This is a genomic window from Reyranella sp. (assembly GCF_017305915.1).
Classification (GTDB): domain Bacteria; phylum Pseudomonadota; class Alphaproteobacteria; order Reyranellales; family Reyranellaceae; genus Reyranella.
Genome location: NZ_JAFKJN010000010.1, coordinates 1 through 25,065, shown reverse-complemented (window position 1 = coordinate 25,065; position 25,065 = coordinate 1). Strand labels below are relative to the sequence as shown.

Below are 25,065 nucleotides of genomic sequence, written 5' to 3'. Positions count from 1 at the left end.
CATGGCCAGAACCCTGAAGGACCTGCGTCCGGTCTACATAGTCGGCATCGGCTGGCATCCCTACCAGAACCCCGGCCCGACGCCCTACGTGACCCTGGGGGTCACGGCGATCCGCGCGGCGCTGGCCGATGCGGCGATCGAGTGGCCGGCCGTCGAATCGGCCTATGTCGCCACGGCCCTGCTCGGCATGGCGGTGGGACGGCCGATGCTGCGCCATCTCGGCGCGACTGGCCTGCCGATCGCCCATATCGAGAACGCTTCGGCCTCGGGGTCGACCGCGTTCCGCCAGGCCTGCATCGAGGTCGCGAGCGGCATCAGCGACGTCGCGCTGGCAGTCGGCGTCGACAAGCGCAACCCGGTGCGGCGAGAGAGCACCGGCATCGACGCCCTGGCCGAGGACGCGATCGCCCAGTTCACGCATTTCTCGCTGCTGACCAACGAGTACGCACATCGGCACGGCGTGAGCTTCGAGGACATCGCGCGGGTCGCGGTCAAGAACCATCGCAACGGCGCGAAGAACAGGAACGCCCAGCGCCAGAAGGAACGGACGCTCGACGAGGTGCTGGGCGGCAAGCGGGTCGCGGGCTCGCTGACGGCGCTGCAATGCACGCCGGTGGGCGAGGGCGCCGCCGCCGCGATCGTGGCGTCGGAGGACGGCATCCGACGTCTCGGCCTCGATGCGTCGCGAGCGATTCGCGTCGCCGGCTCGACGGCGCGCAGCGAGCGGGTCTACCCGGCGGGGCAGGGCTTCGACGCCGTGCTGACCAAGGAAACCGCGGGGCTGGCGCTCCAGGAGGCGCAGATCTCGGCCCGGGATCTCGACATCATCGAGCTGCACGACGCCTTCACCGTCGAGGAGCTGCACTACATCGAGAATATCGGCCTGTGCCCCGAGGGCCAGGGCGTGCATCTCCTGAAGGAAGGGGCGCTCGAGATCGGCGGACGTTGCGCCGTCAATCCGTCGGGCGGCCTGATCGCCATGGGCCATCCGATCGGCCCGACCGGCGTCGGCCAGATCGGCGAGATCGTGCTGCAGCTTCGCGGCGAGGCCGGCGCGCGGCAGCATCGCGGCGCCCGCACAGGTCTCGCCCACATGGTCGGCGTGGGTGCTGTTTGCTACATCCACCTGCTTCAGAAGGCCTAGGTCGTAGGTCGAGCGCCTGACTAGCCGAGCTGCGCGACGAGTGTCCTCCAGAGTTTCCAGGACGCGCCGTCGGCTTCGTCGAGCGCGGTCTGCACCATGACCAGCTTCGAGGGCGGATCGACGATGATCCGTTGCCCGAGATCGCCGACCAGCGCGAACTGGCGCCGCTCGCCCGGCAGCAACCACAGCAGATAGCCGTAGCCGAAGCCGCGCATCGCCTTGCCCGGCAAAAGATAGGTGTCCGACGGACGCACCGTGGTGGCGTCCATCATCCATTGGGCCGGGATGATCTGATGGCCATTCCACGCGCCGTCATGCGCCAGCAGCCGGCCGAGCCGCGCATAGTCGCGCAGCACCGCCGAGAAGCCGAAATGAGCGAGCTCGTAGCCTTCGGCGTCGATCAGCCAGGTCGCATCGGACTCGGCGCCGATCGGCTGCCAAATCCTTTCCTGGAGATAGGCCGACGCCGTCTTGCCGATCGCCTGCTTCAGCACCATCCCCAGCACGTCGGGTTCGATGCTGGCGTAGGCGTAGCGCGTGCCCGGCGGCGCGATGCGCCGATTGAATTGCCGAATGCTGTCGACCGTGCCGTGGCCCGGTCCCCGTCCGGCAACGACGCCGCGCCACAGGCGGTTCAGGTCGCGGCCGTCGTCGCGGTCCTCGCCGAACTCGACGCCCGAGGACATGTGCAGAAGGGCACGGATCGGCGTGCGGCCGTATTCGCTGCCCGTGAAGCCGGGCACGTACTTCTCCGGCAGATCGTCGACCGACTGGATGGCGCCATCGGCGATGGCGAGGCCGACCAGCAGGCCGGTGATCGACTTCACCATCGACTGTGCGACGAAGCGGTCGCGATCGGTGCGGCCGTACTGGTACTGCTCGAACAGGATGCGGTCGGCGCGGGCGATCAGCAGTCCGGTGACCGGTTGGCGTGCGAGATGATCGGCCACCGCTGCCGGCGCCTCGAAGGACGCGCGCTTGAAGGGCGAGGGTTCGGCGGCTCCGCTGACCGTGCGCGTGTCGTAGATCCGGTCGAGATGGGTGAAGGCACCGACGCGGTATTTCGGCGGCCAGGGATTGCCCTCGAGCTGGCCGACCAGGCGCGACGGGACCGGGTAGCCTTCCTGGGCGCCGTAGAGATCGGCTTGCGGTCCCGATTGCGCGAAGGCGCTACGGCTCCCGACGGCTGCGGCGAGACCGGCGAGGGCGCGGCGGCGGGTGAGCATGCGTTACCCTATTCGACATATTTTCTTTTGGCGGAGACAAAATTCGCCACCCGGCTTGGCCTCGATTCTCCAGCAATGCGCGATCCGTGGGCGTCGGAGGCCGTGGAAAGGGGCGCGGCGCGCCGAGGGCTGGAAACAGCGGCTTTCTGCGCGGCCATTGGCAGTCAGGCGGCCAGGGCGCGATCCAACAGCGCGGCCTCGCTGGCGCCGAGGTCGGCTGCGCCGTACTGCGAGAAGGGGAAGCCGGTCAGCCGCGCATCGCCATAGAGGGTCGCGAACGGCGAGTTGGCTTCCGCCAGCGCCGCCAGCGCGGCGAGGCGGGCGAGGCCTTCGCACAGGAAGCGGGCGCGGCGCTCGGCGTCGGGCGACTTCAGCGTCTTCTCGAGGGCTGCCGCCAGCCGACGCACGTCGAACGCCTGGCCGGCGGTGCGCACCAGCGCGCCGACCGTCTCCATCGTGGCATCGGGCGCGCGGCCGGCGGCGCGCAGCACGTCGAGGGCCATGACGTTGCCCGAGCCTTCCCAGATCGCGTTGAGCGGCGCCTCGCGGTAGAGGCGGGCCATCGGCAGATCCTCGGTGTAGCCGTTGCCGCCCAGGCACTCGAGCGATTCGTAGACGGCGTGCGGCGTGCTCTTGCAGATCAGGAATTTTACCGCCGGCGTGAGCAACCGTGCGTAGGCCGTTTCGCCCTTGTCGATGGCATGGGCGAGGCGGAAGACCAGCGCGATCTGCGCCTCGAGCTCGAGCGCGATGTCGGCGACCACGGCGCGCATCGCAGGCTGGTCGGCGAGCCGCTTCTGGAACACCGAGCGGTTGCGGATGTGGTTCAGCGCCTGGCTGAGGCCGAAGCGCATCTGGCCGGCCGAGGCGATGGCGCAATCGAGCCGTGTGAGGTTCACCATCTCGATGATGGTGCGCACGCCCTGGCCTTCGGCGCCGATGCGTTCGGCCCAGGCGCCGTGGAATTCGACCTCGGACGAGGCGTTGGACTTGTTGCCCAGCTTGTCCTTAAGGCGCTGGAAGCGGATGGCGTTCTGGCTGCCGTCGGGCCGGTAGCGCGGCATCAGATAGCAGGTGAGGCCGCCGGGGGCTTGCGCCAGCACGAGGAAGGCATCGCACATCGGCGCCGACATGAACCACTTGTGGCCGCTGATCTCGACATGATCGCCGTGCAACGCCGCCTCTGTGATGTTGGCGCGCACGTCGGTGCCGCCCTGGCGCTCGGTCATGCCCATGCCGAGGGTGACGCCCGCCTTCTCCCACCACGGCAGCGCGCGCTTGTCGTACTCGCGCGACACGATCTTGGCCTGCCACTTCGCGAGCACGTCGGGCTCGGACTTGAGCGCGCCGATGCAGGCGTGGGTCATGGTGATCGGGCAGAGATGGCCGCTCTCGGCCTGGGTCGCGAGGTAGAGCCGCACCGCGCGGCTGGTCAGCGGCGCGTTGGGCTCGCTGCCGTCGTGGGCGCCGCTATGGATGCCCCATCCGATGCTCTTGGCCATCAGCGCGTGATAGGCGGGATGGAACTCGACGAAGTCGATGCGGTTGCCCTTGCCGTCCATCGTCCTGAGCCTGGGCGGGTTCTCGTTCGCTACGCGACCCAGATCGAGAGTCTCGGCCGAGCCGTAGTCCTTGCCGCAAGCGGCGAGCGCTTTCGCGTCGAGCCCGCAGCGTGCCGCCGCTTCGCTCAGTGGCTTGTCGGCGCTGAACAGATCGACGTCGCCGAACGCCGGCGACTGGTTGAACGAGGCGTCTTCAAGAAAGCCGGTCATTTCGTTAGTTTCGTTCATGTTCCTCTCCCCCGCTAGGGGGAGAGGCTAGGTGAGGGGGATGGGTCCCATGGTACGTTCCGTCCGATGGACACCCGCAATAGGGCAGACTTGCCGACCATTCAGCTCAGCGCGGGAGCGTGGAAGGAGGCAGTCGATTTCGTCGATGCGCTCAAGGGAGCACTCGGCGCGATAAAGGGCTGCGGTTCGAGCCTCGATGCGATGATTGACCTGATGGTCTACGGCGGCATGAGCCGAATCGAACCACCGTACGTCGTCGAAATATCGGAGGTCGATGCGGCGCCTCAAGAAGTTCGGGACCACATTGCCTTGATCGCACAAGCTGTCGCGACGGCGAGGAAGTGGAAGAAGGAACGCTATGGCGACGACGTCGAAGTAAGCATCGAGATTGCGACCTAGGAGTAACCCCCCTCACCCAACCTCTCCCTCTAGTGGGGGAGAGGAGCATGAGAGAGTTGCTCCGATGGCCCGGCGCTTGCACGCCGCTATAAGGTAGTCGGAAACCGGGGAGGGAATCATGCAGCGTCGACACTTCTTGCAGGCCACCGCAGCCGCCGCGGCCGGCCTCGCCGCGCCGGCCATCGCCCAGGCCAAGCCGGTGAAGGTGGCGATCGGCTGGATCAACAACGTCGAATATGCCGGCGTCTGGCTCGGCATCGAGAACGGCTACTTCAAGCAGGAAGGCCTCGACGTGAAGACCCTGCCGGGCGGGCCGAACGCACCGCCGCCGCCGGTTACGGTGGCCTCGGGCGGGGCGGAGATCGGCTACGGCAACTGGCTGCCCTATCTCGACGCACTGGCGCGCGGCAACGACTTCGTGCTGGTCGCCGGCACCTTCCCGGTGTCGCCGCTCGGCATCCTGTCGCTGCCCGGCAAGCCGATCCTCAAGGCGGCCGACATCGTCGGCAAGAAGATCCTGGCGCAGGGCCCCAACGAGCGCACCGCGATCGACGCGACGCTCGCGCTCAACAACCTGCCCAAGCAGTGGGAGTTCGTGCCGGCCGGCTTCTCGCCCGAGCCGCTGCTCGCCAAGGCCGGCGACGGCTACACCGCTTTCGGCACCAACCAGGCGGTGACGCTGGAAGTGAAGATGAACATGGTCCGCGGCAAGGACTTCCACTTCACCTCGTTCGATTCGATGGGCTATCGCTATTACACCAACCTGGTGTTCGTGAAGCGCGACTGGCTGGCGGCCAACCGGCCGATCGTGCTGGGGTATCTCAAGGGCCTGACGCGCGGCTGGATGGAGAACGCCAAGGATCCAGCGGTGGCGGCCAAGCTCTGCGTCACCAAGTACGGCGCCGACCTCGGCCTCGATCTCAAGCAGCAGACCCGCCAGAACGAGCTGCAGATCGGCATGCTCAAGAACCCCGACAAGCCCAACCTGCCGCTGCTGGTGCTCGACAAGGAAACCATCGCCGGGCCGATGTACGCCGCGGCCAAGGCGTCGGGCCGCGACAAGCTGCCGGAGATCGACAAGCTCTGCGACTTCTCGTTGATGGAAGAGGTCCATGCCTCGCTGAAGAAGGGTTGACCCGAATGCCCGCGCCTCTGAAGGCCGACCTGCTGCTGAGCGGCTGCGACGTCGTCACCATCGACGGCAAGAACCGCGTGATCGCCAACGGCGCCGTCGCCGTCCGCGGCAACAAGATCGTCTGGATCGGCAAGGCCTCTGCGGCCAAGCGCAGCGTGACCGCCACCTCGACGATCGACGGCTCGGGCCAGATCGCCATGCCCGGCCTGATCGACGCCCACGTGCACACGGCGCAGACGCTGCTGCGCGGCAAGATCGCCGAGATCGACAGGCGCCGGCCGGTGAAGATCCCGGTGTGGTGGAACTACTACGTGCCGTTCGAATCGATGCTGACGGACGAGGACGTCTATCTCTCCGGCCTGCTGTGCTACGCCAACATGATCTCGGTCGGCACGACCTGCTTCGCCGAGGCAGGGGGCCCGCATCCCGATGCGATGGCGCGGGCGGCGATCGACACTGGTATCCGGGGCTTCGTGTCGCTCAACACCATCGATCAGGGCGATCACTGGCCCAAGACCATGATCACCACCACCAGGAAGGCGCTCGACGGCAATGTCGCGCTGGTCAAGCGGTGGGCGGGGACCAAGGGCGGCACCGACCGCGTGCAGGCGACGCTGTCGCTGCGCCAGATCATGACCTGCACGCCGGCGCTGATCGAGGCGATGGCCGAGGCGGCGCGGGCGCTGGACGTCAAGATTCACACCCATCTCTGCGAGGGCGTCTACGAGATCGACTATGCGCTGGCCAAGTTCGGCAAGCGCCCGGCCGAGTACCTGCTGAGCCTGGGCGCGCTCGACCGGCACATGCATTGCGCCCATTCGGTGCTGCTGTCCGAGAACGAGATGGACCTCTACGTGAAGCACCGGCCGTCGGCCTGCCATTGCGCCTTCGGCAACTACGCGATCGGCCCGCACCGGCTGCTCGAGATGTGGCGGCGCGGCATCGATATCGGGCTCGGCACCGACGGCGCCGCCTCCTGGGGCTCGCTCGACATCTTCCAGGTGGCGCACATGGCGCGCGTCGGCCAGCAGGCGGTCAACGGCACACCCTTCGCCTACCGCAACGTCATGCCCAGCGAGGAGATCCTCAAGGTCGCCACCAACGGCGGCGCGCGCTCGCTCGGGATCGAGAAGCAGATCGGCAGCCTCGAGGTCGGCAAGAAAGCCGACATCCTGCTGGTCGATCGCAGCCAGCTCGACCAGTCGCCGCTCTACGACATCTACTTCGTCGCGGCGAACACGGTGGTCGGCCGCGACGTGCGCACGGTGGTGATCGACGGCAACGTGGTGATGAAGGACCGCGAGCTGCTCACGGTCGATCGCGAAGAGATTGAGCGGCGGCTGGCCGAGCGCCTGCCGAAGCTGATGGACCGCTTCGACAAGATGACGGCATGAGCGTCTTGCCGGACCGCGGACCTCCAGGTCCGCTCATGATCATGATGCGGACCTGGAGGTCCGCGGTCCAATGAACGTCGCCATCGCGATCGACAAGGTCAGCAAGCGCTTCCCGCTGCCTGGCGACAAGGAGGGCGTGCTCGCCCTCGCCGAGCTCTCGCTCACCATCGCGCCGGGCGAGTTCGTCGCCATCCTGGGCCCGAGCGGCTGCGGCAAGAGCACTCTGCTGCGGCTGGTCGCTTCGCTGGAGCAGCCGACCGGCGGCACGGTCACGGTCAATGGCGCCGCGCCCGGCCTGGTCTCGGCCCAGCATGCGCTGGGCGTCGCGTTCCAGGACCATGCGCTGCTGCCGTGGCTCAGCGTCCACGACAACATCGCCCTGCCGTTCCGGCTGGCCGGCCGCAGGATCGACGAGCCCGCGATCGCGCGATTGCTCGAGCTGGTCGGGCTGGCGAGCTTCGAAAAGGCGCGGCCCAAGCAGCTCTCCGGCGGCATGCGCCAGCGCGCCTCGATCGCCCGCGCGCTGGTGCTGGAGCCCGAGGTGCTGCTGCTCGACGAGCCGTTCGGCGCGCTCGACGCGGTAACGCGGCGGCAGATGAATGTCGAGCTGCAGCGCATCTGGTCGGCACGCCAGATCACGACCATGCTGATCACCCATTCGGTCGACGAGGCGCTGTTCCTCGCCGACCGCGTGGTGGTGATGAGCGGCCGGCCCGGCCGCATCCTGCGCGAGGTCCAGGTCCCGTTCGCCCGCCCGCGCGATCCCTGGGTCATGCGCAGCGAGGCATTCCACCGCCTGGTCGACGATCTCACCGCGGCGCTGGAAGCATGAGGCCGAGGCGCGCTCATGATTCCTTCCTCCCCAGTCATCTGGGGAGGTGGTGCCGTCATACGGCGACGGAGGGGTCATGGCTGGGAGCGCGCGACAAGCGCGGAGTAACCTCCGCGCATAGTCGCGCTCATGCTGTTGCAGCGAAAAGAGCGGCACAGAGTGCCGCGCTCCCAGCAATGACCCCTCCACCCCCGATTACGGGGGCACCTCCCCATATGAATGGGGAGGGAGGGCTGACATGAAACAGACCCTCCTGGGCGCGCTGGGCATCGCGCTCTTCCTGGCGCTGTGGGAGGTGGTCGGCCGCACCCAGATCCTCGGCATCTCCTGGCCGCCGCTGAGCGACGTGCTGGCCGAGCTGACCGACGAGCGCCGCCGGCCGCTGTTCCTGCGGGCGCTGGGCGCCACGCTGGAATCGACGGCGCTCGGCTATCTCTGGGGCACGGGCGCCGGGCTGATCCTGGCGACGGTCGCGCACTTGCTGCCGGCGTTGCGCCGCGGCTCGGACCGGTTGGCGGCGGTGCTGAACTCGGTGCCGTCGATCGCGCTCGGGCCGATCTTCCTGGTGCTGCTGACGCGCGAGAGCACGCCGGCGGCGGTGTCGTCGATCCACGTCTTCTTCATCGTCTTCGTCTCGGTGAGCTCGGGCCTGCAGCGCGCCACGCCGGCGCATCGCGACCTGTTCGCCGTGCTGGGCGCCGACCGGATCAAGCGCTTCGGCCGGCTGGAGCTGCCGGCGGCGCTGCCGTCGCTGGTCTCGGGGCTGCGGCTCGCCTGGCCGGCGGCGCTAATCGGCGCGATCATCGGCGAGTGGTTCGGCGCGCCGCGCGGCATCGGCATCCTGATCATCAATGCCATGCAGAACTTCCAGATCGTGCTGCTGTGGTGCGCCGTCCTGCTGGCAGTCGGGGCGTCGCTGTTCTTCTACGGCCTGCTGACGCTGCTCGAGCGCGCGGCCTACGCGAGGTTCGGCTGATGCGCCCGCTGCTGGTGCGTCTGGTCGAGGACTACTGGGGCATCCTGCTGCTGCTGTTCGCCTGGCAAGCCTGGGTGGTCGTCAACAGCTTCAACCCGATCGTCATGCCGACGCCGACCGCGGTGCTGGGCGATCTCGTCAGTCATCCCGGTGTCTATCTCGGCAATGTCGGCATCACTCTCTCGATCGCCGTGTTCGGCCTGGTCGCCGGCATGCTGGTCGGGACGGGGCTGGCGGTTGCCGCCTGGTTCTCGCCGATCGCCTCGGGCCTGCTCAATCCGCTGACCGTGCTGTTCAGCTCGGTGCCGGTGGTGGCGCTGATCCCGGTGATCGCGCGGCTTTTGGGATACGACACCTCGACCGTGCTGGCGATCGTGGTGATCATCACCTTCTTCCCGAGCTTCGTGTTCGCCTCGTCCGGCCTGCGTCAGCCGCCGCCCGGAGCCGAAGACCTGTTCCGTGTGCTCGGCGCCTCGCGGCTCGACCTGCTGCGACGGCTGGCGCTGCCGGCGGCGATGCCCAATCTCGCGATCGCCTTCAAGCTCGCGGCGGCGCACGCCATCCTCGCCGCCATGGTGGCGGAGTTCCTGATGGGCACGACCGGCCTCGGCTACCTGTTCGCCAAGACCAAGTCGGACTTCCAGACCGAGCAGGCGTTCGGCGCCTCGCTGGTGGCGACCGTGATCTCGGCGAGCGCGTTCCTCGCCGCCGGCTGGGTCGAGAAGAAAGTACGCGAGCGCTACAGCTGAAGCGTCAGCCGCCGCCTTCGTACTTGAAGGAGAGCTTCAGCTTGGTGCGGTAGGACGTGACCTTGCCCTTCTCGATCACGATGTCCTGCTCGACCACCTCGGCGACGCGCAAATCGCGCAGCGACTCGGCGGCGCGCTCGACCGCCACCTTGGCGGCCTTCTCCCAGGACTCGGTGCTGGTGCCGACCAGCTCGATCACTTTGTAGACGCTATCGGCCATGGCTACCTCCCTGACACGAGTCAGCCGTTTGCATCCGGCGCCGGAAGGGGAGGCGCGGCGTCGGCCTCCGGAGCTTTCCTTGCCGCGAAGGCTACATCCCCTGGCCGGACGCGTCACGGCTTGTGGATAAGCCTCTGCGGAGGAACCCCATTACGGGCAATGGAAGGCGACTCGACCCCTAATTCTTGGGCCGAAAAATCGCGTCCAATGCCCAAAATAGGTGTCTGCGCGCGTCTGGCAGCCGGTGGCGCTGGGAGCGCGCCACTCCACGGGCGCTCGTGCTCTGGTCAGTGCGGTCGCTCCGCAGCCGCGGAGCGACCTAGGCTGCGGCGAACTTGCCGAATTCCCAGTGGCGGCCGGGGGCGGCCGCGAACAGGGCCTTGGTGTAGTCGTGCTTCGGGGAGCCGAACACCTGCTCGGCAGCGCCGTATTCGACCACGCGGCCTTGGCTCATGACGGCGACGTAGTCGCAGATCTGGGCCGCGACGCGCAGGTCGTGGGTGATGAACAGCACGGCGAGGTTGAGCCTGACGCGGATCTCGTCGAGCAGCTCGAGCACCTGCTTCTGCACCGAGACGTCGAGCGCCGACACCGCCTCGTCGGCGATCAGCAGCTCGGGCTCCATGGCGAGCGCGCGGGCGATACAGATGCGCTGGCGCTGGCCGCCCGAGAATTGGTGCGGGTAGCGGTCGAGCGAGTTGGGATCGAGCCGCACCGTCTCCATCAGCCTGCGGGCGCGCGCCAGCGCCTCGTCGCGCTTGAGCCCGAAATTCATCGGCCCCTCGATGATCGATTCGCCGATCGTGATGCGCGGGTTCATCGAGCGGTAGGGATCCTGGAAGACGATCTGCACCTTGCGGCGGTGCGGCCGCAGCCGGCTCGCCGAGATGGTCGCGATCTCGGTGTCGCCGAGATAGACCTTGCCCTCGGTCGGATCGATCAGGCGGGCGATGCAGCGCGCCACCGTCGACTTGCCCGAGCCCGATTCGCCGACGATCCCGAGCGTCTCGCCCTTCCTGATGTCGAGATCGACGTCGACCGCGGCCTTGACCGTGCGCGCCTTCTGGAAGAACGACTTGCCCGAGTAGGTCTTGCCGAGCTTCTCGGTGCGCAGCACGGTCGCCTTGTCGAGCCGCACGCCGCGATGCGCCGGCACGATCGACGGCACCGAAGAGATCAGCATCCTGGTGTAGCCTTCCTGCGGCCGCGACAGGATCTGCTCGGTCGGCCCCATCTCCACCAGCTCGCCCCAGCGCAGCACCGCGACCTTGTGGGCGATCTCGGCGACCACGCCGAAGTCGTGGGTGATGAACAGCACGCCGGTGCCCTGGCTGGTCTGCAGCTCGGCGATCAGCTTCAGGATCTCGGCCTGAGTGGTGACGTCGAGCGCGGTGGTCGGCTCGTCGGCGATCAGCAGCACCGGATCGAGCACCAGCGCCATGGCGATCATGATGCGCTGGCGCTGGCCGCCCGAGAGCTGGTGGGGGTAGGAGGCGTAGATGCGCTCCGGCTCCGGCAGCTTCACGCGCTTCAGGATGCCGAGGATCTTGGTGCGGCGCGCGCCCGGGTCGAGCTTGGTGTGGGTGCGCAGCACCTCGTCGATCTGCTCGCCGCAGGTCATGACCGGGTTCAGCGCCGTCATCGGCTCCTGGAAGATCATCGACATGCGCGTGCAGCGCAGCTCGCGCAGCCGCTGCTCGCTGGCGGTCAGCACGTTCTCGCCCTCGAGCAGGATCTCGCCGCCGGTCGGTTTCAGCGCCTTGGCGAGCAGGCCCATCACGGTGAAGGCGATCACCGACTTGCCCGAGCCCGATTCGCCGACCAGGCAGACGATCTCGCCGGGACTGACGGTGAAGCTCACCTTCTCGACGGCATGGGCGCGGTCGGCGCCCGACGGCAGCGCCACGGTCAGGTTGCGGACCTCGAGGACCGGCTTCTTGTCAGCCATGAAACGCTAGACCTTCTTGCTCATCTTCGGATCGAGCGTGTCGCGCAGACCGTCGCCCATGATGTTGATCGCCAGCACCGTCAGCGCGAGGAAGATGCCGGGATAGAGGATGTTGTGCGGGAACACGCGGAACAGCGTGCGGCCCTCCGACATGATGTTGCCCCAGCTCGGCGTCTCCGGCGGGATGCCGATGCCGAGGAAGGAGAGCGCCGCCTCGGCCAGGATCGCGGCGGCGGCGATGAAGGTCGCCTGCACGATCAGGGGCGCGATGGTGTTGGGCAGGATGTGGCGGAACATCAGGGTCCAGGTCGGCGTGCCGACCGAGATCGCGCCCTCGACATAGGGCTCCTCGCGCACGCTGAGCACGATCGAGCGGACCAGGCGCACGACGCGCGGCACGTCGGGCACGACGATCGCCAGGATCACGGTGTAGAGGCCGGAGCGCCAGATCGAGACCAGCGCGATGGCGAGCAATATGCCCGGGATGGCCATCAACCCGTCCATGAAGCGCATGATGATGCCGTCGGCCCAGCGGATGTAGCCCGAGACCAGGCCGATCACCATGCCGATGGCGATGGCGCAGATCGAGACCGCGACGCCGACGATCAGCGAGACGCGCGTGCCGTAGAGCACGCGGCTGTAGACGTCGCGGCCCAGGCTGTCGGTACCCATGATCGCGGTGCGCTTGGCGGTCTTGCCGTCGTCGAGCCGGTAGGTGATCTCGGTGCCCGGCTTCTTGTTGCGTGACGCGGGATCGATGCGGGTCGGGTCGACGGCGCCGAGCAGCGGCGCGCAGGCCGCGATGATCACCATGATCAGCAGGATCGCCCCGCCGAAGATCACGTTGGGATTGCGGATCGCCAGCTGCCAGAGCGGCCGGCGCTTGTTCGACGCGGCGGCGATCGACGCGGAATCGACGGCGACGTCTTCAGGGGCAATCGCGCTCAATAGCGGATCCTCGGATCGAACAGGGTGTAGCTGATGTCGATCAGCAGGTTGATGACCACGTACACGACGGAGAACAGCAGGATCACGGTCTGGATGGTCGGGAAGTCGCGGCTCAGCACCGCCTCGACCGTGAGGCGGCCGAGGCCCGGCAGGCCGTAGACGCTCTCGGTCACCACGGCGCCGCCGATCAGGATGGCGATGCCGAGGCCGATCACGGTCATGATCGGCACCGCGGCGTTGCGCAGCGCGTGGCGCATCAGCACGACGCGGTTGGAGAGGCCCTTGGCGCGGGCGGTGCGGATGTAGTCCTCGTTCAGCACCTCGAGCACCGAGGCGCGGGTGATGCGGGCGATCAGGGCGATGAAGCCGACCGACAGGGTGATCGAGGGCAGGATCATGCGCTCGAAGAACTGGCCGAAATTGACGGCGATGCGCACGTAGCCCTGCACCGGCAGCCAGCCGAGCTCGATGGCGAAGACGTAGATCAGGCAGTAGCCGATCACGAAGGTCGGCATCGAGAAGCCGAGCACCGAGAAGGCCATGACCGAGCGGTCGAACGCCGAGCCCTGCTTGTAGGCCGCCGCTACGCCGATCGGCACCGAGATCGCCACGGCGAAGATCAGGGTGCAGAGGGCGAGCGCCAGGGTCGGCTCGACGCGCTGGGCGATCAGCTCGGCGACGGTCTTCTTGAAGAAGAAGCTCTCGCCGAAATTGCCCTGCAGCATGTTGCCGATCCAGATGCCGAACTGCTGCCAGATCGGCAGGTTCAGGCCGAGCTTCTCGCGGATGTCGGCGATCTGGTCGGAGGTCGCATTGTCGCCGGCGATCACCGCCGCCGGATCGCCCGGCGTCAGCCGCAGCATGAGGAAGACGAGGACCGCCACCACCGCGAGAACCGGGATGATGGCGACCAGACGACGGGCGATGAAATCGAGCATGTACCTTGCGATACCTCTTTAAGCCTTCGTGACGTTCCACATCACGGGAACCGGCGCCTTCAGCCAGCCCTGGATGTTCTTGCGTGCCGCGCCCGGACCGTACCACTGACCGATCCAGCCGTACTGGGCGGTCTCGATGGCGCGGTTCTGCACGGCGTGTGCCAGCTCCTTAGCCTTCGCCGGATCGGTCTCCTTGGCGTAGGCGTCGCGGATCTTCTCCATCTCCGGGTCGGTCGGCCAGCCGAACCACGACTTGTCGCCCTGGGCGACCATGTAGGTGTTGGAGATCGGGTTCAGGATGTCGGCCGCCACGGTGAAGGTGTGGAAGACGTTCCAGCCGCCCTGGGCCGGCGGATCCTTCTTGGTGCGGCGCGAGACCAGCGTCTGCCAGTCCATCGACTGCATGTCGACCTTGAAGCCGCCCTTCTCGAGCTGCGCCTTGGTGACCGGCGCGGTGTTGGTCAGCACCGGCAGCGTGGTCGACTGCATCAGCACGATCGGCGTGCCGTCGTAGCCCGCTTCCTTCAGCAGCGCCTTGGCCTTCTCGTAGTTCGGCTTGATGAACAGGCCGTCCGGCGCTTCGAAGGCGTTGGGCGTGCCGCCGATGAAGGCGGCCGAGCTCACTTTGTAGTACTGCTGCTCGCCGACCGTCGCCTTGAGATACTCCTCCTGCTCGATGCAGAGCAGCGCGGCCATGCGGATCTTCGGGTTGTTGAACGGCGGCTGCAGGTGGTTCATGCGGTACACGAACTGCTGGCCGAGCGGGTTCCAGTCGACCGTCTGGACGTTCTTGTCGCCCTTGAGGATCGGGATCAGATCGTGCGGCGGCTGCTCGATCAGGTCGATCTCGCCGGCGACGATCGCATTCACCTGCTGCTGCGGGTCGGGCATCTCGATGATCTCGACCCGGTCGACCTTGACCACCTTGCCGCCGCTGAGGCCCGAGGGCGGCTCGCTGCGCGGCTTGTACTTGGGGTTCTTGACGTAGACGTGCTTCTCGCCGGGCTTGGACTCGGCGTTGACGTAGATGAACGGGCCGGAGCCGATCTGGCTGTCGATCTGCTTGAACGGGTCGGTCTCGGCGACCTTCTTCGGCATCATGAAGGGCACGTTCGAGCTGGGCTTGCCGAGCGATTCGAGGACCAGACCGTACGGCTCCTTGAGCTGGATGGTGAAGGTCTTGGCATCGACCGCCTTCATCTCCTTCACGAAGTCCATCAGCTTGAGGCCCATCGCGTCGCGCGCGCCCCAGCGCTTGATCGAAGGGATGCAGTCCTCCGACGTCACCGGCTTGCCGTCGTGCCATTCCAGGCCGTCGCGCAGGGTGAAGGTCCATAGCGTCTTGTCGGCCGACACGTCGTGCTTCTCGACCATCTGCGGCTTGACGACGTTGTTCGCGTCCATCGAGAACAGCGTGTCGTAGATGAAGTAGCCGTGCGTGCGCGTGACGTAGGCCGTCGTCCAGATCGGATCGAGGATCGTCATGTTGCCGTTCTGCACGAAGCGCAGGACCTTGTCGGCCGCCCGCGCCGGCAGGCTGCCGGCGACGACTGCGCCCGCGGTCAACGCGCCGAATGTTCGCCGCTTCATTCCACCCTTGCTCATGTGCGCCCCTCTACGTTTACTCTCCCCATTGAAGAGAGCAGACCTCGGTGAAGCCTGCTATCATCGATGGGCACGCGGGGCCGAAGCCCCGCGTGCGCTGTCTTATTTCTTGGTGATGTTCCAGAACACCGGCACCGGCGCCGTGAGCATGCCGTCGACGTTGGTGCGCATGGCGACCGGCGAGTACCACTGGCCGAGATTGACGTGGGTCGGATGGTCGACCCAGTACTTCTGCAAGTCCAACGCGATCTGCTTCTGCTTCGCCGGATCGGTCTCCTTGGAGAACTGGTCGCGCATCTTCTCGATCGTCTCGTCGCACGGCCAGCCGAACATCGCCTTGTCGCACGACGAATTGAAGAAGCCGGCCATCACCGGATTGAGGATGTCGGCGGCGACCCACGAGGTCAGCATGGCGTGCCAGCCGCCCTGGGCCGGCGGGTCCTTCTTGACGCGGCGGGCGACCACGGTCTGCCAGTCGCTCGACTGCAGGTCGACCTTGAAGCCGGCGGCCTCGAGCTGCTGCTTGGCGACCGGCGCGAGGTTGGTCAGCACCTGCAGGTCGGTCGACTGCAGCAGCACGATCGGCGTGCCGTCGTAGCCGGCCTCCTTCAGCAGCTCCTTGGCCTTGGCCGCGTTCTGGTTGAGCACGTCCTTCATGCCGTCTTCGCTGGCCAGCGGCGTGCCGCAGATGAAGACCGGCTTGCAGGTCTTGTAGTACTTCGAATCGCCGATCGTTGCCTTGAGGAAGTCCTCCTGGCCGAACGCGACCATCACGGCGTGACGGATCTTGGCGTTGTCGAACGGCTTGCTGAGCTGGTTGAAGCGCATCACGTACTGGTTGCCCAGCGGGTTGCTGTCGAACAGCTTGATGTTCTTGTCCTTGCCGAGCAGCGGCAGCAGGTCGTGGCCCGGTGCCTCGATCATGTCGATCTCGCCGTTCTGGATGGCTGCCACCTGCGTCTGCACGTCGGGCATGGCGATCCATTCGACACGGGCGACGTTGACGACCTTGCCGCCGGCGAGGCCCGAGGCGGGCTCGGCGCGCGGCTTGTACTTGGCGTTCTTGGTGAAGACGACCTTCTCGCCTGGCTTCCATTCGCTGGCGACGAACACGAACGGCCCCGAGCCGATCACGTCCTCGACCTTGATCTGCGTCGCGGGGTCGGTCTCCGCGGTCTTCTTCGGCATCATGAAGGGCACGTTCGAGCTGGGCTTGCCGAGCGATTCGAGCACCAGGCCGTACGGCTCCTTCATCTTCATCTTGAAGGTCTTGGCGTCGACCGCCTCGAAGCCCGCGACCGAGCCCATCATCTTCTGGCCCATCGAATCGCGCGCCGCCCAGCGCTTGATCGAGGCGATGCAGTCTTCCGCGATGACCGGCGTGCCGTTGCTCCATTCCAGGCCGTCGCGCAGCGTGAAAGTCCAGGTGAGCTTGTCGGACGACACCTCGTACTTGTCGACCATCTGCGGCTTCACGGCGAACTTCTCGTCCATCGCGAACAGCGTGTCCCAGACCATGTAGCCGAAATTTCGCTGGATGTAGGCGGTCGTCCAGATCGGATCGAGGATCTTCACGTCCGAATGCATCACCGCCTTCAGCGTCTGCGCCTGCACCCCCACAGGCATCGCGGCCGACAAGCCGGCGACGCTCGCGGCCACCGCGAGCGCGGCGACCGACTTCCTGAATTGGAACATGTTACTCGTCTCCCTTACCTGCGGCTGTCTGTTGCAAGAATCGAGCCGCTGGCGCGGACAGTAGCAGCCTTCGGCCCCCCTCTGACAAGCCGATTCCCGGCTCGCGGACGGCCTCAGCGCGGCTTGCCGAGCGACTTTTCGAGCAGTTCCAGAATGCCTTCGACGGCGGCCTGCGCGACGATGTCGCCGAAGCCCGCCCACGAGCCGCGCGTCGCGGCCAGCGGCACCGGATTGGACTGGTCGACCTTGCCGATCTCCTTGCCGCTCGGGTCCTTCAGGACCCAGGTGAGTTCGAGCTGGCCGCTGCGGTCGTCGATCGCCGTCAGCTTGACGCGGCCGGTCACGACGAAGGTGTCGGCGCCGGGCGAATCCATCACCACGATCTTGCTCGAGCCCAGCGCGCGGCGCATGCCGCCGAACAGCTGGCGATTACCGTCGGAGGGCGCGCCTTCGATCGGCGCCACCATCACCTTGATGGCTCGCTGGTTGGTTGGCGGTGTTTGCATGCCGGCGGCAGGCGGCGGCGCGGTCGAGCCTGCGGCGGCCGCGGCCTGGGCCGGCGACGGCTCAGGCGAGCCCGGCGTCGGCGCGTTGACGCCAGCCGCGATCTGCCCTGGCGCGCGCGCCTCGTAGACGGGCGGCTTGCCCATCAGCGTGGCGATGCGCGGCGCGGCCTGCTGGGCGATGCGCGACACCAGCCGGTCGTTGGCCTCGAGGAAGTCGCGCGACTGCACCACGGTCTTGCTGATCGCCGGCCCTTCGAGGCCGCGGCCCTTGCCGAGCACGTACCATTCGATCTCGATCTCGATGCCGGTGCCGAACTCGGCGTCGCGCGTGCTCATGGCGCCCGCGACCTTGAGCGGCGCCGCTGTCGGCTGCACGGCGGCGACGATGTCGTAGGACTGCAGCTCGATCGCCAGCGCCGTGGCGACGCGCTCGGCCATCTTGTCCGGCATGTTGGCGGGCGGCGCGATCGCGACCTCGATCTTGTCGCGCTTGGGCCGGAAGGGCTCGTCGTTGCCGGAATCGTGCTCGAACGGCTTGGGCGTCGCGATGCAGCCGGCCAGCAGCAGGCCGAGCGCGATCACAACAGGACGCATGTCGCGATCGCCCCGAGCAGCAGGCAGACTATCAGGATCACGAAATACGGCACGTCAGTCCTCGAGCGCGATTGCCGAGAGGCCTCGTCCATAATCCCGCACGCCCTGCAGGGTGTTGCGGCGATAGCTGAAGAAATCGTCCGCCGCCGCGAGCGTGTCGTGACCGGTCGCCGCCGCGGCGACGCCGGCCTTGCCGATGCGGTGCGTCAGGTAGCCCGCGAGATCGAACAGGAAGTGGCCGACGCGCAGCGCGGGGCGGAAGAAGGCGGCGTTCGCCTCGTCCTGCTGCAGGAAGGGCGCGGGGAACTCCGGCCCGACCTCGTAGGAGTCGCGGCCGATGCAGGGGCCGACCGTGGCGCGCACGCGCTCGCGCCGCGCGCCGCGCTTCTCCATCGCCGCGATCGTCGCCTCGGCGACGCCGCTCAGCGCGCCGCGCCAGCCGGCATGGCAGGCGCCGATCACCCGCGCCTGCGGATCGGCCAGCAGGACGGGTGCGCAGTCGGCGGCCATCACGCCCAGCACGACGTCGGTCCGGTCGGTCACCAGCCCGTCGGCCTTGGGCGCGCCGGGCGAGGTCCAGCGCCCGGCGCCGACCGTCAGCACCTCGGTCGAATGGATCTGGTACAGGGTGAGGAGCTCGGGCTCGCTCTTGCCGAAGGTCGCGGCGACGCGGCGGCGGTTCTCGCGCACGTTGTCGGGGCTGTCGCCCGAGCCGTAGCCGCAGTTCAGCGAGGAATAGAGGCCGCTGCTGACGCCGCCGCGGCGGGTGAAGAAGCGGTGCGCGACGCCGTCGAGCGCGAGCGAGGGGGCTTCGATCATGGAGCTTCCGAAAAACCGGCCGGGGGACTTGTGCCGTCGCCGACGGCCAGGACGCGGAACAAGGTGCCCATTCGGTCCTTGCCGATCAAGCGCGCCGACGCCGCGTCGATCGCCGCGCGCTGGGCCGCCGAGGCGCGCGATTTCAGGGTTTCAGCACGCTGCAGGAGTCCCAGCCGACGCAGGAAGTCACCTTGCGGGACCGGCCCGAAGGTCGGCGCATCGGCCGCTGCTGCCAATGCCGCGAAATCGACATGCGCGCTCAAGTCGGTCTCGCCCGGCCGCTCGAGGATGCCGGCGCCTTTGTGCCCGCGCACCGCTTGCAGCGAGCGGCCCGCGCCCGAGTCGTAGCCATAGTCGATGATCAGCGCCCAGCCGCGATCGCGCTTCACGCGTGCGCCGATCGCGCCTGCGAGCGCGCGGCCGGCTTCGCTGATCTCCGCTTGTGTGCCTTCCGCCGCATCGGGCAGGAAGCGCGCGAACGGCGTCGCGCCCGGCGCCAGGGCGAACGTCAGCGTCTCGCCGTCGGGCGAACCGACCATGCGCTCGCGCCAGCCGTGCGCGGTCTTCTCGAACTGGCGCACAGGCAGGGCATCGAAGAACTCGTTGGCGACCAGCAGCAGCGGCCCGGTCGGCACGTCGTCGAAGCGCTCGTGCCAGGTCGGCGCGAAGGCGGCGAGCGCCTGTGCCTGCAGCGCGCGCAGCGGCGCGTCGGTCTCGACCAGGTGAAGCCGCAGCGATGCGTGGAAGCCCGGCGTGCCGCGCGTGGCGCGGAGCGCATCGGCCATCAGGGTTCCGCGGCCGGGGCCGAGCTCGACGAGGTTGAACGCGGGCCGGCCCATCGCCAGCCAGCGTTCGGCGAGCCAGGCGCCGATCAGCTCGCCGAACATCTGCGAGATCTCGGGCGCCGTCGTGAAGTCGCCGGCGGCGCCGACCGGCAAGGCGCGGCGGTAGTAGCCGAGGCGGGGATGGCCGAGCGCTTCGGCCATGAAGTCGGCAACGGAGATCGGGCCGGTGAGCGCGATACGGTGCGCGATCAGCCGGCCGAGTTCGGACGTCACGGCGTCGTGACCGGCGCGTTCCGATAGGCCCGCACGGCCAGCCAGGCGCCGAAGGCGAGCACCGGCAGCGACAGCACCATGCCCATGGTCAGCCAGTCGCCGGCCAGGAAGCCCAGGAAGGAATCGGGCTCGCGGAAGATCTCGCCCACGATGCGGGCCACGGCGTAGCCCATGCAGAACACGCCGGTGATCAGGCCGGGCCGGCGGCGGCCGTCGGTCCATCGCCACACCGCCAGCACCAGCAGGAACAGCAGGATGCCCTCGAAGGTCGCCTGGTAGAGCTGGCTGGGATGGCGCGGCACGGCCGGCTCGGCGCGCGGGAAGATCATCGCCCAGGCCACGTCGGTGGGCCGGCCCCACAGCTCGCCGTTGATGAAGTTGGCCAGCCGGCCGAAGAACAGGCCGATCGGCGTCACCAGCGCCACCAAGTCCGACAGCAGGAAGGGCGTGATGCCGTTCTTCCAGGAGAAGGCGAGGATAGCTGCGATCACGCCCAGCAGGCCGCCATGGAAGGACATGCCGCCTTCCCACAACAGCAGGATCTGCAGCGGGTTCTCCAGGAAGAAGCCCGGCTTGTAGAACAGCACGTAGCCCAGCCGGCCGCCCAGGATGACGCCCAGCGCCGCCCACAGCAGGAAGTCGTCGATCTTCTCCCGCGACAGCACCTTGGGCGGCTGCTCGCAGACCCGCCGCATGATCTGCCAGCCGATCAGCAGGCCCGCGATATAGGCCAGCGCATACCAGCGCACCGCGAACGGGCCGATCGAGAAGATCTCGGGCTGGATCTTGGGGTAGGGCAGCAGCAGGAGGGTCATGCGGCGCCTTATAGCCGTGGCTGACGGGAGGCCAAAATCGTCGCGGCGCCGGTTTGAGACCGGCGCCGCTGGGGACTTTCCAACTTCTGACGTTGTTTATGTTTTTGGGAGAGGGGGCGTCGGAGAGTCCTTCTCGTTCAGGCTTCGCCGACCGTCTCGAGGATCGAGGCGGTCAACGCGTCGGAAGGCGACTTGCCCGCCCAGACGACGTACTGAAAGGCGGGGTAGAAACGCTCGCTTTCGCTGATCGCCACGTCGACCAGGTCGTTGAGCTGCTCGGGCTTGAGGCCTTCGGTGCCCCGCAGCGGTATGGCGTGCCGAAACATCGGCAGGCCTTCCTCGGTCCACAGGTCGAAGTGGCCGAGCCACATCTTCTCGTTGATCAGGGCCAGCAAGCCGTGGATGTCGGAATGGCGCTCGGTCGGGATGCGGACGTCGTAGGCGCAGGTGAAGTGCAGGGCCTCCACGTCGTCGCGCCAGGAGAAGAACATCCGGTAGTCGCACCAGCGGCCGGCGACCTCGACCGCGATCTCCCGCTCGGAGGTCCGGTCGAAGGGCCAATCATTCGCCTGAACGAGCTTCTCGATCATTTCGAGCGGGTTCAGATCGGCTTTGTGCTTGGTCCGCTCGTGTCGAGATAACGCCATCGACCAACTCCCCAACCATTCCGCTGTGCGGCTCGTCTGGAGCCAATCCTTGAGCGGGTGGCCGACATATCGTGGTGAGCACCCAACAACCCACAACCGGTAGCCTACATAAGCGGGATTCGCGCGGCAATTGGAAAAAGCGGAAAAGAGTCAGCGATTCCAAAAATTTAATCCCCAATACCCGCCCGCGAGGCGTGCGATTCCGCACGCCGAATCCCGATCCCGCCACTTGGTTTGGCGGCGCACACGGCGCCGAATGCATGGCCGGCGCAATATTCAGCCTCCGAGCCCATGCGGGCTGCGCGTCAAATGATCGAGCAGCCCATCGCCTGTGCGCTTCGCTTGGAAAAGGTCGGCTGCCCCAACGACGAGTGGAGTTGGCGCACCTCGGTGGTCCAGGTGAAGTCGAGGATTTGGCATTTGTCGCCCGAGATGCGGATCTTCACGTGCTGCTGCTGCTTGACGTCTTCCGTGACCGTGAATCCTGGAGTCCCGGCGTTCCCTTCATCGGTCACGAAGTTGTGCTCCGTCAGCTCACCCGACAACTCCAGCACATTGCCCTGAAGGCTCATGGTGCTGGAGTAGCTGACCTCCGCGGGCGCGGTCACAGCCCAGGTATTGAAGGCGAAACGACGCTCGCCTTCGCACGGAATCTTCACACCCGTTCTGGGCTGATCAAGGGTGTAGAGGATGGCCGCGTCATAGCCGGAGTTGCCTTTGAGGATGCATCTGCTCTTTGCCAGGCGAGGCCAGATGATCGTCTTGCCGATGACGGAAAGCCGAATCTCGGTCTTGGGTATGAAGCTATCCGACTCCTTGACCTCGAACCTTATCGTCTTGCCGTTGAGCGCCGCGGGATCGAGCGGTTCGGCTGACGCCGACACCGAGGTTGCAACGGACTGGCCGTCGGGCGTGCAGCCGACAGCGATCGCCAACAAGAACAAGGCGCAGACAATCGAGGTGGCAGAGCGATCAATCACAGGCCCAACCTCCATGTCTATGAGGGCTGCGCCACGATCGAGCAGCCCGTCGCGCGCACGCTTCGCTTGGCAGAGGTCGGCCGCCCCACCGACGAGTGGAGTTCACGCTTGTCGGTGGTCCAGGCGAATTCCAGGACCTGGCATTTGTCGCCGGAGACGCGGACCTTCACATGCTGTTGGTGCTTGATGTCCTCGGTGGCAGTGAAGTGCAGACGCTCGTCGGATATGGTGTTGTGCTCCGTCAGTTCGCCCGACAGCTCCAGCACGTTGCCCTGCAGGCCCATGGAGCTGGAGTAGCTGACATCGGCGGGTGCGGTCACCGTCCAGCTATTGATGACGAAGCGGCGCTGGCCTTCGCATGGAACCTTCACGCCCGTTCTGGGCTGGTCGAGCGTGTACAGGATGCCCATGCTGCTGCCGTAAGCCGTGCCTTTGAGGATGCACCTGCCCTCCAGATCGCCCCAGACGATCGTCTTGCCGATGACGCGAAGCGGGATCTTGGTTTCGGGTGGAATGACGGAAAAATCGCCCGACGCCATACCCTCGATCCTGATCGTCTTGCCGTTGAGCGCCGCGAAATCGAGCGGCTCGACCGACGCCGGCACCGAGGTTGAAACGGATTGGCCGTCGGGCGTACAGCCGACCGCGATTCCCAGCAGGAGCAGAGCGCACGCAGCCGGGACGACAGGACGATCAGTCACAGACGAAGTCTCCATTGACGGACACGCATTTGGTCGTTGGCTTCGTGGCGCCAGGGGCGGTCTTCTGTGAGTCCTTGATGTCCGCGAACAGCCTGGTGCGATAGGCCTCGATGCGCTGGGAGATGTCCGGACGGGACGCTTCCCTGGCCAGTGCTTCGGCCTTGAAGAATTCCGTGTAGGCCGGCGCCGTCTTCTTCTCCGCCGTCAGGGCCAGCGCTTCCTGCAGATGCAGGAGAGCCTCCATGGCCTTCATGTCCCGCAGGGAGCCATAATCGCTGTTGCGCTCGTAGGCGTGCTTGAAGGCGTTGAAGGCGCCTAGGTAGTTGCTCGCCTGCGCCGCCTTGAGGCCCTCGTCGCGATACGCGGCCGCTTCCACGTTGGCGGCCGCTTTATTGGCCTCCCATTCCTGATCGATCCGCCGTCGCTGCTCCGCAGCCCGCAGTTCCTCCTCCGTCGGCCCCGAGCGCTGGCTGCTGCCCAGGATGCCGACCAGCGCGCCGACCAGCTCCGCCCCCGCGGCGCCAAGCGCCATGCCGGCCGCGACGCGGTTGGCCTGCACCGCCCCACCCTGGAAGACATACTGCCGGCCCGTCGGTGATCCGACGACGCCATCCGGAACACAGGTCCAGGACTTGCCGGTACCGTCATTCTCCGAGCCGACATGGCGACCCGGACCGCAATAGGGATCGGCGAATGCGGGGCCCGCCGCTCCGGCCAGCACGATTGCCAGCAGGCCGGCTCCGGCGCCTCTTGCCACCGCGTTGATCGTCAGACAGCGAGCATCCCCCCATCCGAGCGCGCGACCCATGTCTCTCTCCCCCCGTAGACCGTGCGAACGTGGGAGGAAGACTACTCTTGGGCCAGTCGTGGACGCATTACCCAATTGGGTAAGTCGATCGAGAACTAGCTTGGCACAAGTCCGCGCGATCTGACCTAACGCGAAGCCGCGTGCCCTCTGCGCTTCGGCATCTGGAGGGAGGTGATGCCGCCGGCGCGGCCCCGGTCGTGTCCCATTTGGTGGTGTATCTGGCAGTAGCAAGGCCGCGAGCGAGCGCGCGCTCTGATAGCGCCGTAGCGAGGGAGCGGCCTTGCGGCGGTCACCGGCGATTTCGGGTGTCGGGGCGCTGACCGGTGCCGGCCACGGCGAGAAGAGCGCGGCCCGCCTGGCGCAGCGCAACGGCTATCGCGATCGCGATTGGGAGACACGGGCCGGCACGGTCGAACTGCGCATCCCCAGGCTGCGCAAGGGCAGCTACTTCCCCGGGTTCCTGGTGCCGCCACACCTAGTGTCCATCAACACCCGGCCTTGGCATCGCGCTTGCCCCGACCCTCCCGCCACAACAGGGAAAGAACCATGAACAGGGCCGACGTGACCGAGAAGATACTGAGCGCCAAGCGCATGAAGGAGCTGAGCTGGGAGGAGATCGCCAGGAAGATCGGCGGGGCGTCGAAGATCATCGTTACGGCCGCCTGCATGGGCCAGATGAGGATGACCAGGGAGCAGGCGACCAAGGCCGCCAGGCTGTTCGGCCTGGGCAAGGAGGAGACGCTGCTCCTTCAGGAGGTGCCCTATCGCGGCTCGTTGCCCCAGGTGCCGCCGACCGACCTGCTGATCTACCGCTTCTACGAGCTGGTGCAGGTCTACGGCACGACCTGGAAGGAGCTGATCCAGGAGGAGTTCGGCGACGGCATCATGAGCGCCATCGACTTCGACATGACCATGGAGCGCCAGCCCGACCAGAAGGGCGACCGGGTGAAGATCGGCATGTCGGGCAAGTTCCTGGCCTACAAGACCTACTAGTACCTCTGCACAGAGATTATGACTCTTAGGCGGGGTCTGGATAGGCTCGAAGGAGCTTGATGCGTGCGCGTTGGGTGGTGAACATCCATTTGATGGGAGCGCCAGTGGCGTTGCGCTGACGCTCCCAGGCATCGATCTCGGTCTC

The 25,065-nt window shown here is 67.0% G+C and carries 24 protein-coding genes and 2 pseudogenes; 9 read left to right on the top strand and 17 right to left on the bottom strand.

The window, feature by feature from the left end; all coding sequences use genetic code 11:
• Position 1: 1 nt before the first annotated feature.
• Positions 2–1,144 (top strand): thiolase family protein, encoded by a 1,143-nt coding sequence (locus J0J01_RS07860; RefSeq protein WP_296379712.1) that lies wholly within the window; start codon positions 2–4, stop codon positions 1,142–1,144.
• Between the two features lie 20 nt (positions 1,145–1,164).
• Here the strand turns inward: J0J01_RS07860 and J0J01_RS07855 are convergent, their stop codons facing one another.
• On the bottom strand, positions 1,165–2,370 hold the full coding sequence (locus J0J01_RS07855) for a serine hydrolase (RefSeq protein ID WP_296379711.1): 1,206 nt from the start codon (positions 2,368–2,370) through the stop codon (positions 1,165–1,167).
• Positions 2,371–2,534: 164 nt separating this feature from the next.
• Positions 2,535–4,142, bottom strand: a complete 1,608-nt coding sequence (locus J0J01_RS07850; RefSeq protein ID WP_296379710.1) for an acyl-CoA dehydrogenase family protein — start codon at positions 4,140–4,142, stop codon at positions 2,535–2,537.
• 84 nt (positions 4,143–4,226) lie between these two features.
• On the opposite strand from J0J01_RS07850, the gene J0J01_RS07845 reads away from it, so the two are divergent.
• From J0J01_RS07845 to J0J01_RS07820, 6 genes are all read left to right on the top strand, one after another.
• Positions 4,227–4,559 (top strand): hypothetical protein, encoded by a 333-nt coding sequence (locus J0J01_RS07845; protein ID WP_296379709.1) that lies wholly within the window; start codon positions 4,227–4,229, stop codon positions 4,557–4,559.
• Positions 4,560–4,677: 118 nt separating this feature from the next.
• Positions 4,678–5,694, top strand: a complete 1,017-nt coding sequence (locus J0J01_RS07840; RefSeq protein ID WP_296379708.1) for an ABC transporter substrate-binding protein — start codon at positions 4,678–4,680, stop codon at positions 5,692–5,694.
• Between the two features lie 5 nt (positions 5,695–5,699).
• Entirely contained in the window at positions 5,700–7,088 is a 1,389-nt protein-coding gene (locus J0J01_RS07835; protein WP_296379707.1) for an amidohydrolase, read from the top strand.
• Between the two features lie 70 nt (positions 7,089–7,158).
• Positions 7,159–7,920, top strand: a complete 762-nt coding sequence (locus J0J01_RS07830) for an ABC transporter ATP-binding protein (RefSeq protein WP_296379706.1) — start codon at positions 7,159–7,161, stop codon at positions 7,918–7,920.
• A 238-nt stretch (positions 7,921–8,158) separates the two neighbouring features.
• On the top strand, positions 8,159–8,896 hold the full coding sequence (locus J0J01_RS07825) for an ABC transporter permease subunit (RefSeq protein ID WP_296379705.1): 738 nt from the start codon (positions 8,159–8,161) through the stop codon (positions 8,894–8,896).
• A complete protein-coding gene (locus tag J0J01_RS07820) occupies positions 8,896–9,645 on the top strand; it encodes an ABC transporter permease subunit (RefSeq protein ID WP_296379704.1) in 750 nt (249 codons plus the stop codon). The genes J0J01_RS07825 and J0J01_RS07820 overlap by 1 nt, the downstream gene beginning before the upstream one ends.
• 4 nt (positions 9,646–9,649) lie before the next feature.
• Here the strand turns inward: J0J01_RS07820 and J0J01_RS07815 are convergent, their stop codons facing one another.
• From J0J01_RS07815 to J0J01_RS07750, 14 genes are all read right to left on the bottom strand, one after another.
• The gene (locus J0J01_RS07815) at positions 9,650–9,865 is read right to left on the bottom strand and encodes a dodecin family protein (RefSeq protein ID WP_296379703.1); all 216 of its coding nucleotides are present in this window, start codon (positions 9,863–9,865) and stop codon (positions 9,650–9,652) included.
• Between the two features lie 319 nt (positions 9,866–10,184).
• Positions 10,185–11,813 (bottom strand): ABC transporter ATP-binding protein, encoded by a 1,629-nt coding sequence (locus J0J01_RS07810; RefSeq protein WP_296379702.1) that lies wholly within the window; start codon positions 11,811–11,813, stop codon positions 10,185–10,187.
• A gap of 6 nt (positions 11,814–11,819) precedes the next feature.
• On the bottom strand, positions 11,820–12,761 hold the full coding sequence (locus tag J0J01_RS07805) for an ABC transporter permease (protein ID WP_296379701.1): 942 nt from the start codon (positions 12,759–12,761) through the stop codon (positions 11,820–11,822).
• Positions 12,758–13,699 (bottom strand): ABC transporter permease, encoded by a 942-nt coding sequence (locus tag J0J01_RS07800; protein ID WP_296379700.1) that lies wholly within the window; start codon positions 13,697–13,699, stop codon positions 12,758–12,760. The genes J0J01_RS07805 and J0J01_RS07800 overlap by 4 nt, the downstream gene beginning before the upstream one ends.
• Before the next feature lie 18 nt (positions 13,700–13,717).
• Positions 13,718–15,289: an ABC transporter substrate-binding protein gene (locus tag J0J01_RS07795; protein WP_296379699.1), complete on the bottom strand. Its 1,572-nt coding sequence runs from the start codon at positions 15,287–15,289 to the stop codon at positions 13,718–13,720.
• Positions 15,290–15,406: 117 nt separating this feature from the next.
• Positions 15,407–16,999, bottom strand: a complete 1,593-nt coding sequence (locus tag J0J01_RS07790; protein ID WP_296379698.1) for an ABC transporter substrate-binding protein — start codon at positions 16,997–16,999, stop codon at positions 15,407–15,409.
• A gap of 113 nt (positions 17,000–17,112) precedes the next feature.
• On the bottom strand, positions 17,113–18,099 hold the full coding sequence (locus J0J01_RS07785; RefSeq protein ID WP_296379697.1) for a hypothetical protein: 987 nt from the start codon (positions 18,097–18,099) through the stop codon (positions 17,113–17,115).
• Positions 18,100–18,153: 54 nt separating this feature from the next.
• The gene (pgeF, locus tag J0J01_RS07780; protein ID WP_296379696.1) at positions 18,154–18,918 is read right to left on the bottom strand and encodes a peptidoglycan editing factor PgeF; all 765 of its coding nucleotides are present in this window, start codon (positions 18,916–18,918) and stop codon (positions 18,154–18,156) included.
• Positions 18,915–19,976 (bottom strand): SAM-dependent methyltransferase, encoded by a 1,062-nt coding sequence (locus J0J01_RS07775; protein ID WP_296379695.1) that lies wholly within the window; start codon positions 19,974–19,976, stop codon positions 18,915–18,917. The genes pgeF and J0J01_RS07775 overlap by 4 nt, the downstream gene beginning before the upstream one ends.
• On the bottom strand, positions 19,973–20,791 hold the full coding sequence (lgt, locus tag J0J01_RS07770; RefSeq protein WP_296379694.1) for a prolipoprotein diacylglyceryl transferase: 819 nt from the start codon (positions 20,789–20,791) through the stop codon (positions 19,973–19,975). The genes J0J01_RS07775 and lgt overlap by 4 nt, the downstream gene beginning before the upstream one ends.
• A 137-nt stretch (positions 20,792–20,928) precedes the next feature.
• On the bottom strand, positions 20,929–21,438 hold the full coding sequence (locus J0J01_RS07765) for a YbjN domain-containing protein (protein ID WP_296379693.1): 510 nt from the start codon (positions 21,436–21,438) through the stop codon (positions 20,929–20,931).
• A gap of 305 nt (positions 21,439–21,743) precedes the next feature.
• Positions 21,744–22,418 (bottom strand): hypothetical protein, encoded by a 675-nt coding sequence (locus J0J01_RS07760; protein WP_296379692.1) that lies wholly within the window; start codon positions 22,416–22,418, stop codon positions 21,744–21,746.
• Positions 22,419–22,435: 17 nt separating this feature from the next.
• Positions 22,436–23,119: a hypothetical protein gene (locus J0J01_RS07755; RefSeq protein WP_296379691.1), complete on the bottom strand. Its 684-nt coding sequence runs from the start codon at positions 23,117–23,119 to the stop codon at positions 22,436–22,438.
• Positions 23,112–23,927, bottom strand: coding sequence for a hypothetical protein (locus J0J01_RS07750; RefSeq protein ID WP_296379690.1), 816 nt, complete (start codon positions 23,925–23,927; stop codon positions 23,112–23,114). The genes J0J01_RS07755 and J0J01_RS07750 overlap by 8 nt, the downstream gene beginning before the upstream one ends.
• Before the next feature lie 307 nt (positions 23,928–24,234).
• Between J0J01_RS07750 and J0J01_RS07745 the strand changes: the two are divergent.
• Positions 24,235–24,390 (top strand): annotated as a pseudogene (locus J0J01_RS07745) (transposase); the annotation flags it as partial.
• Positions 24,391–24,473: 83 nt separating this feature from the next.
• Positions 24,474–24,920 (top strand): cyanase, encoded by a 447-nt coding sequence (gene cynS / locus J0J01_RS07740; protein ID WP_296379689.1) that lies wholly within the window; start codon positions 24,474–24,476, stop codon positions 24,918–24,920.
• A gap of 25 nt (positions 24,921–24,945) precedes the next feature.
• On the opposite strand, the pseudogene J0J01_RS07735 reads toward cynS, so the two are convergent.
• Positions 24,946–25,065: pseudogene (locus tag J0J01_RS07735) on the bottom strand (IS630 family transposase); the annotation flags it as partial.

Coding starts and splice junctions, on each gene's coding strand:
- J0J01_RS07860 (WP_296379712.1), top strand. CDS start 2: ATGGCCAGAACCCTGAAGGACCTGCGTCCGGTCTACATAGTCGGCATC.
- J0J01_RS07855 (WP_296379711.1), bottom strand. CDS start 2,370: ATGCTCACCCGCCGCCGCGCCCTCGCCGGTCTCGCCGCAGCCGTCGGG.
- J0J01_RS07850 (WP_296379710.1), bottom strand. CDS start 4,142: ATGACCGGCTTTCTTGAAGACGCCTCGTTCAACCAGTCGCCGGCGTTC.
- J0J01_RS07845 (WP_296379709.1), top strand. CDS start 4,227: ATGGACACCCGCAATAGGGCAGACTTGCCGACCATTCAGCTCAGCGCG.
- J0J01_RS07840 (WP_296379708.1), top strand. CDS start 4,678: ATGCAGCGTCGACACTTCTTGCAGGCCACCGCAGCCGCCGCGGCCGGC.
- J0J01_RS07835 (WP_296379707.1), top strand. CDS start 5,700: ATGCCCGCGCCTCTGAAGGCCGACCTGCTGCTGAGCGGCTGCGACGTC.
- J0J01_RS07830 (WP_296379706.1), top strand. CDS start 7,159: ATGAACGTCGCCATCGCGATCGACAAGGTCAGCAAGCGCTTCCCGCTG.
- J0J01_RS07825 (WP_296379705.1), top strand. CDS start 8,159: ATGAAACAGACCCTCCTGGGCGCGCTGGGCATCGCGCTCTTCCTGGCG.
- J0J01_RS07820 (WP_296379704.1), top strand. CDS start 8,896: ATGCGCCCGCTGCTGGTGCGTCTGGTCGAGGACTACTGGGGCATCCTG.
- J0J01_RS07815 (WP_296379703.1), bottom strand. CDS start 9,865: ATGGCCGATAGCGTCTACAAAGTGATCGAGCTGGTCGGCACCAGCACC.
- J0J01_RS07810 (WP_296379702.1), bottom strand. CDS start 11,813: ATGGCTGACAAGAAGCCGGTCCTCGAGGTCCGCAACCTGACCGTGGCG.
- J0J01_RS07800 (WP_296379700.1), bottom strand. CDS start 13,699: ATGCTCGATTTCATCGCCCGTCGTCTGGTCGCCATCATCCCGGTTCTC.
- J0J01_RS07795 (WP_296379699.1), bottom strand. CDS start 15,289: ATGAAGCGGCGAACATTCGGCGCGTTGACCGCGGGCGCAGTCGTCGCC.
- J0J01_RS07790 (WP_296379698.1), bottom strand. CDS start 16,999: ATGTTCCAATTCAGGAAGTCGGTCGCCGCGCTCGCGGTGGCCGCGAGC.
- J0J01_RS07785 (WP_296379697.1), bottom strand. CDS start 18,099: ATGCGTCCTGTTGTGATCGCGCTCGGCCTGCTGCTGGCCGGCTGCATC.
- pgeF (WP_296379696.1), bottom strand. CDS start 18,918: ATGATCGAAGCCCCCTCGCTCGCGCTCGACGGCGTCGCGCACCGCTTC.
- lgt (WP_296379694.1), bottom strand. CDS start 20,791: ATGACCCTCCTGCTGCTGCCCTACCCCAAGATCCAGCCCGAGATCTTC.
- J0J01_RS07765 (WP_296379693.1), bottom strand. CDS start 21,438: ATGGCGTTATCTCGACACGAGCGGACCAAGCACAAAGCCGATCTGAAC.
- J0J01_RS07750 (WP_296379690.1), bottom strand. CDS start 23,927: ATGGGTCGCGCGCTCGGATGGGGGGATGCTCGCTGTCTGACGATCAAC.
- cynS (WP_296379689.1), top strand. CDS start 24,474: ATGAACAGGGCCGACGTGACCGAGAAGATACTGAGCGCCAAGCGCATG.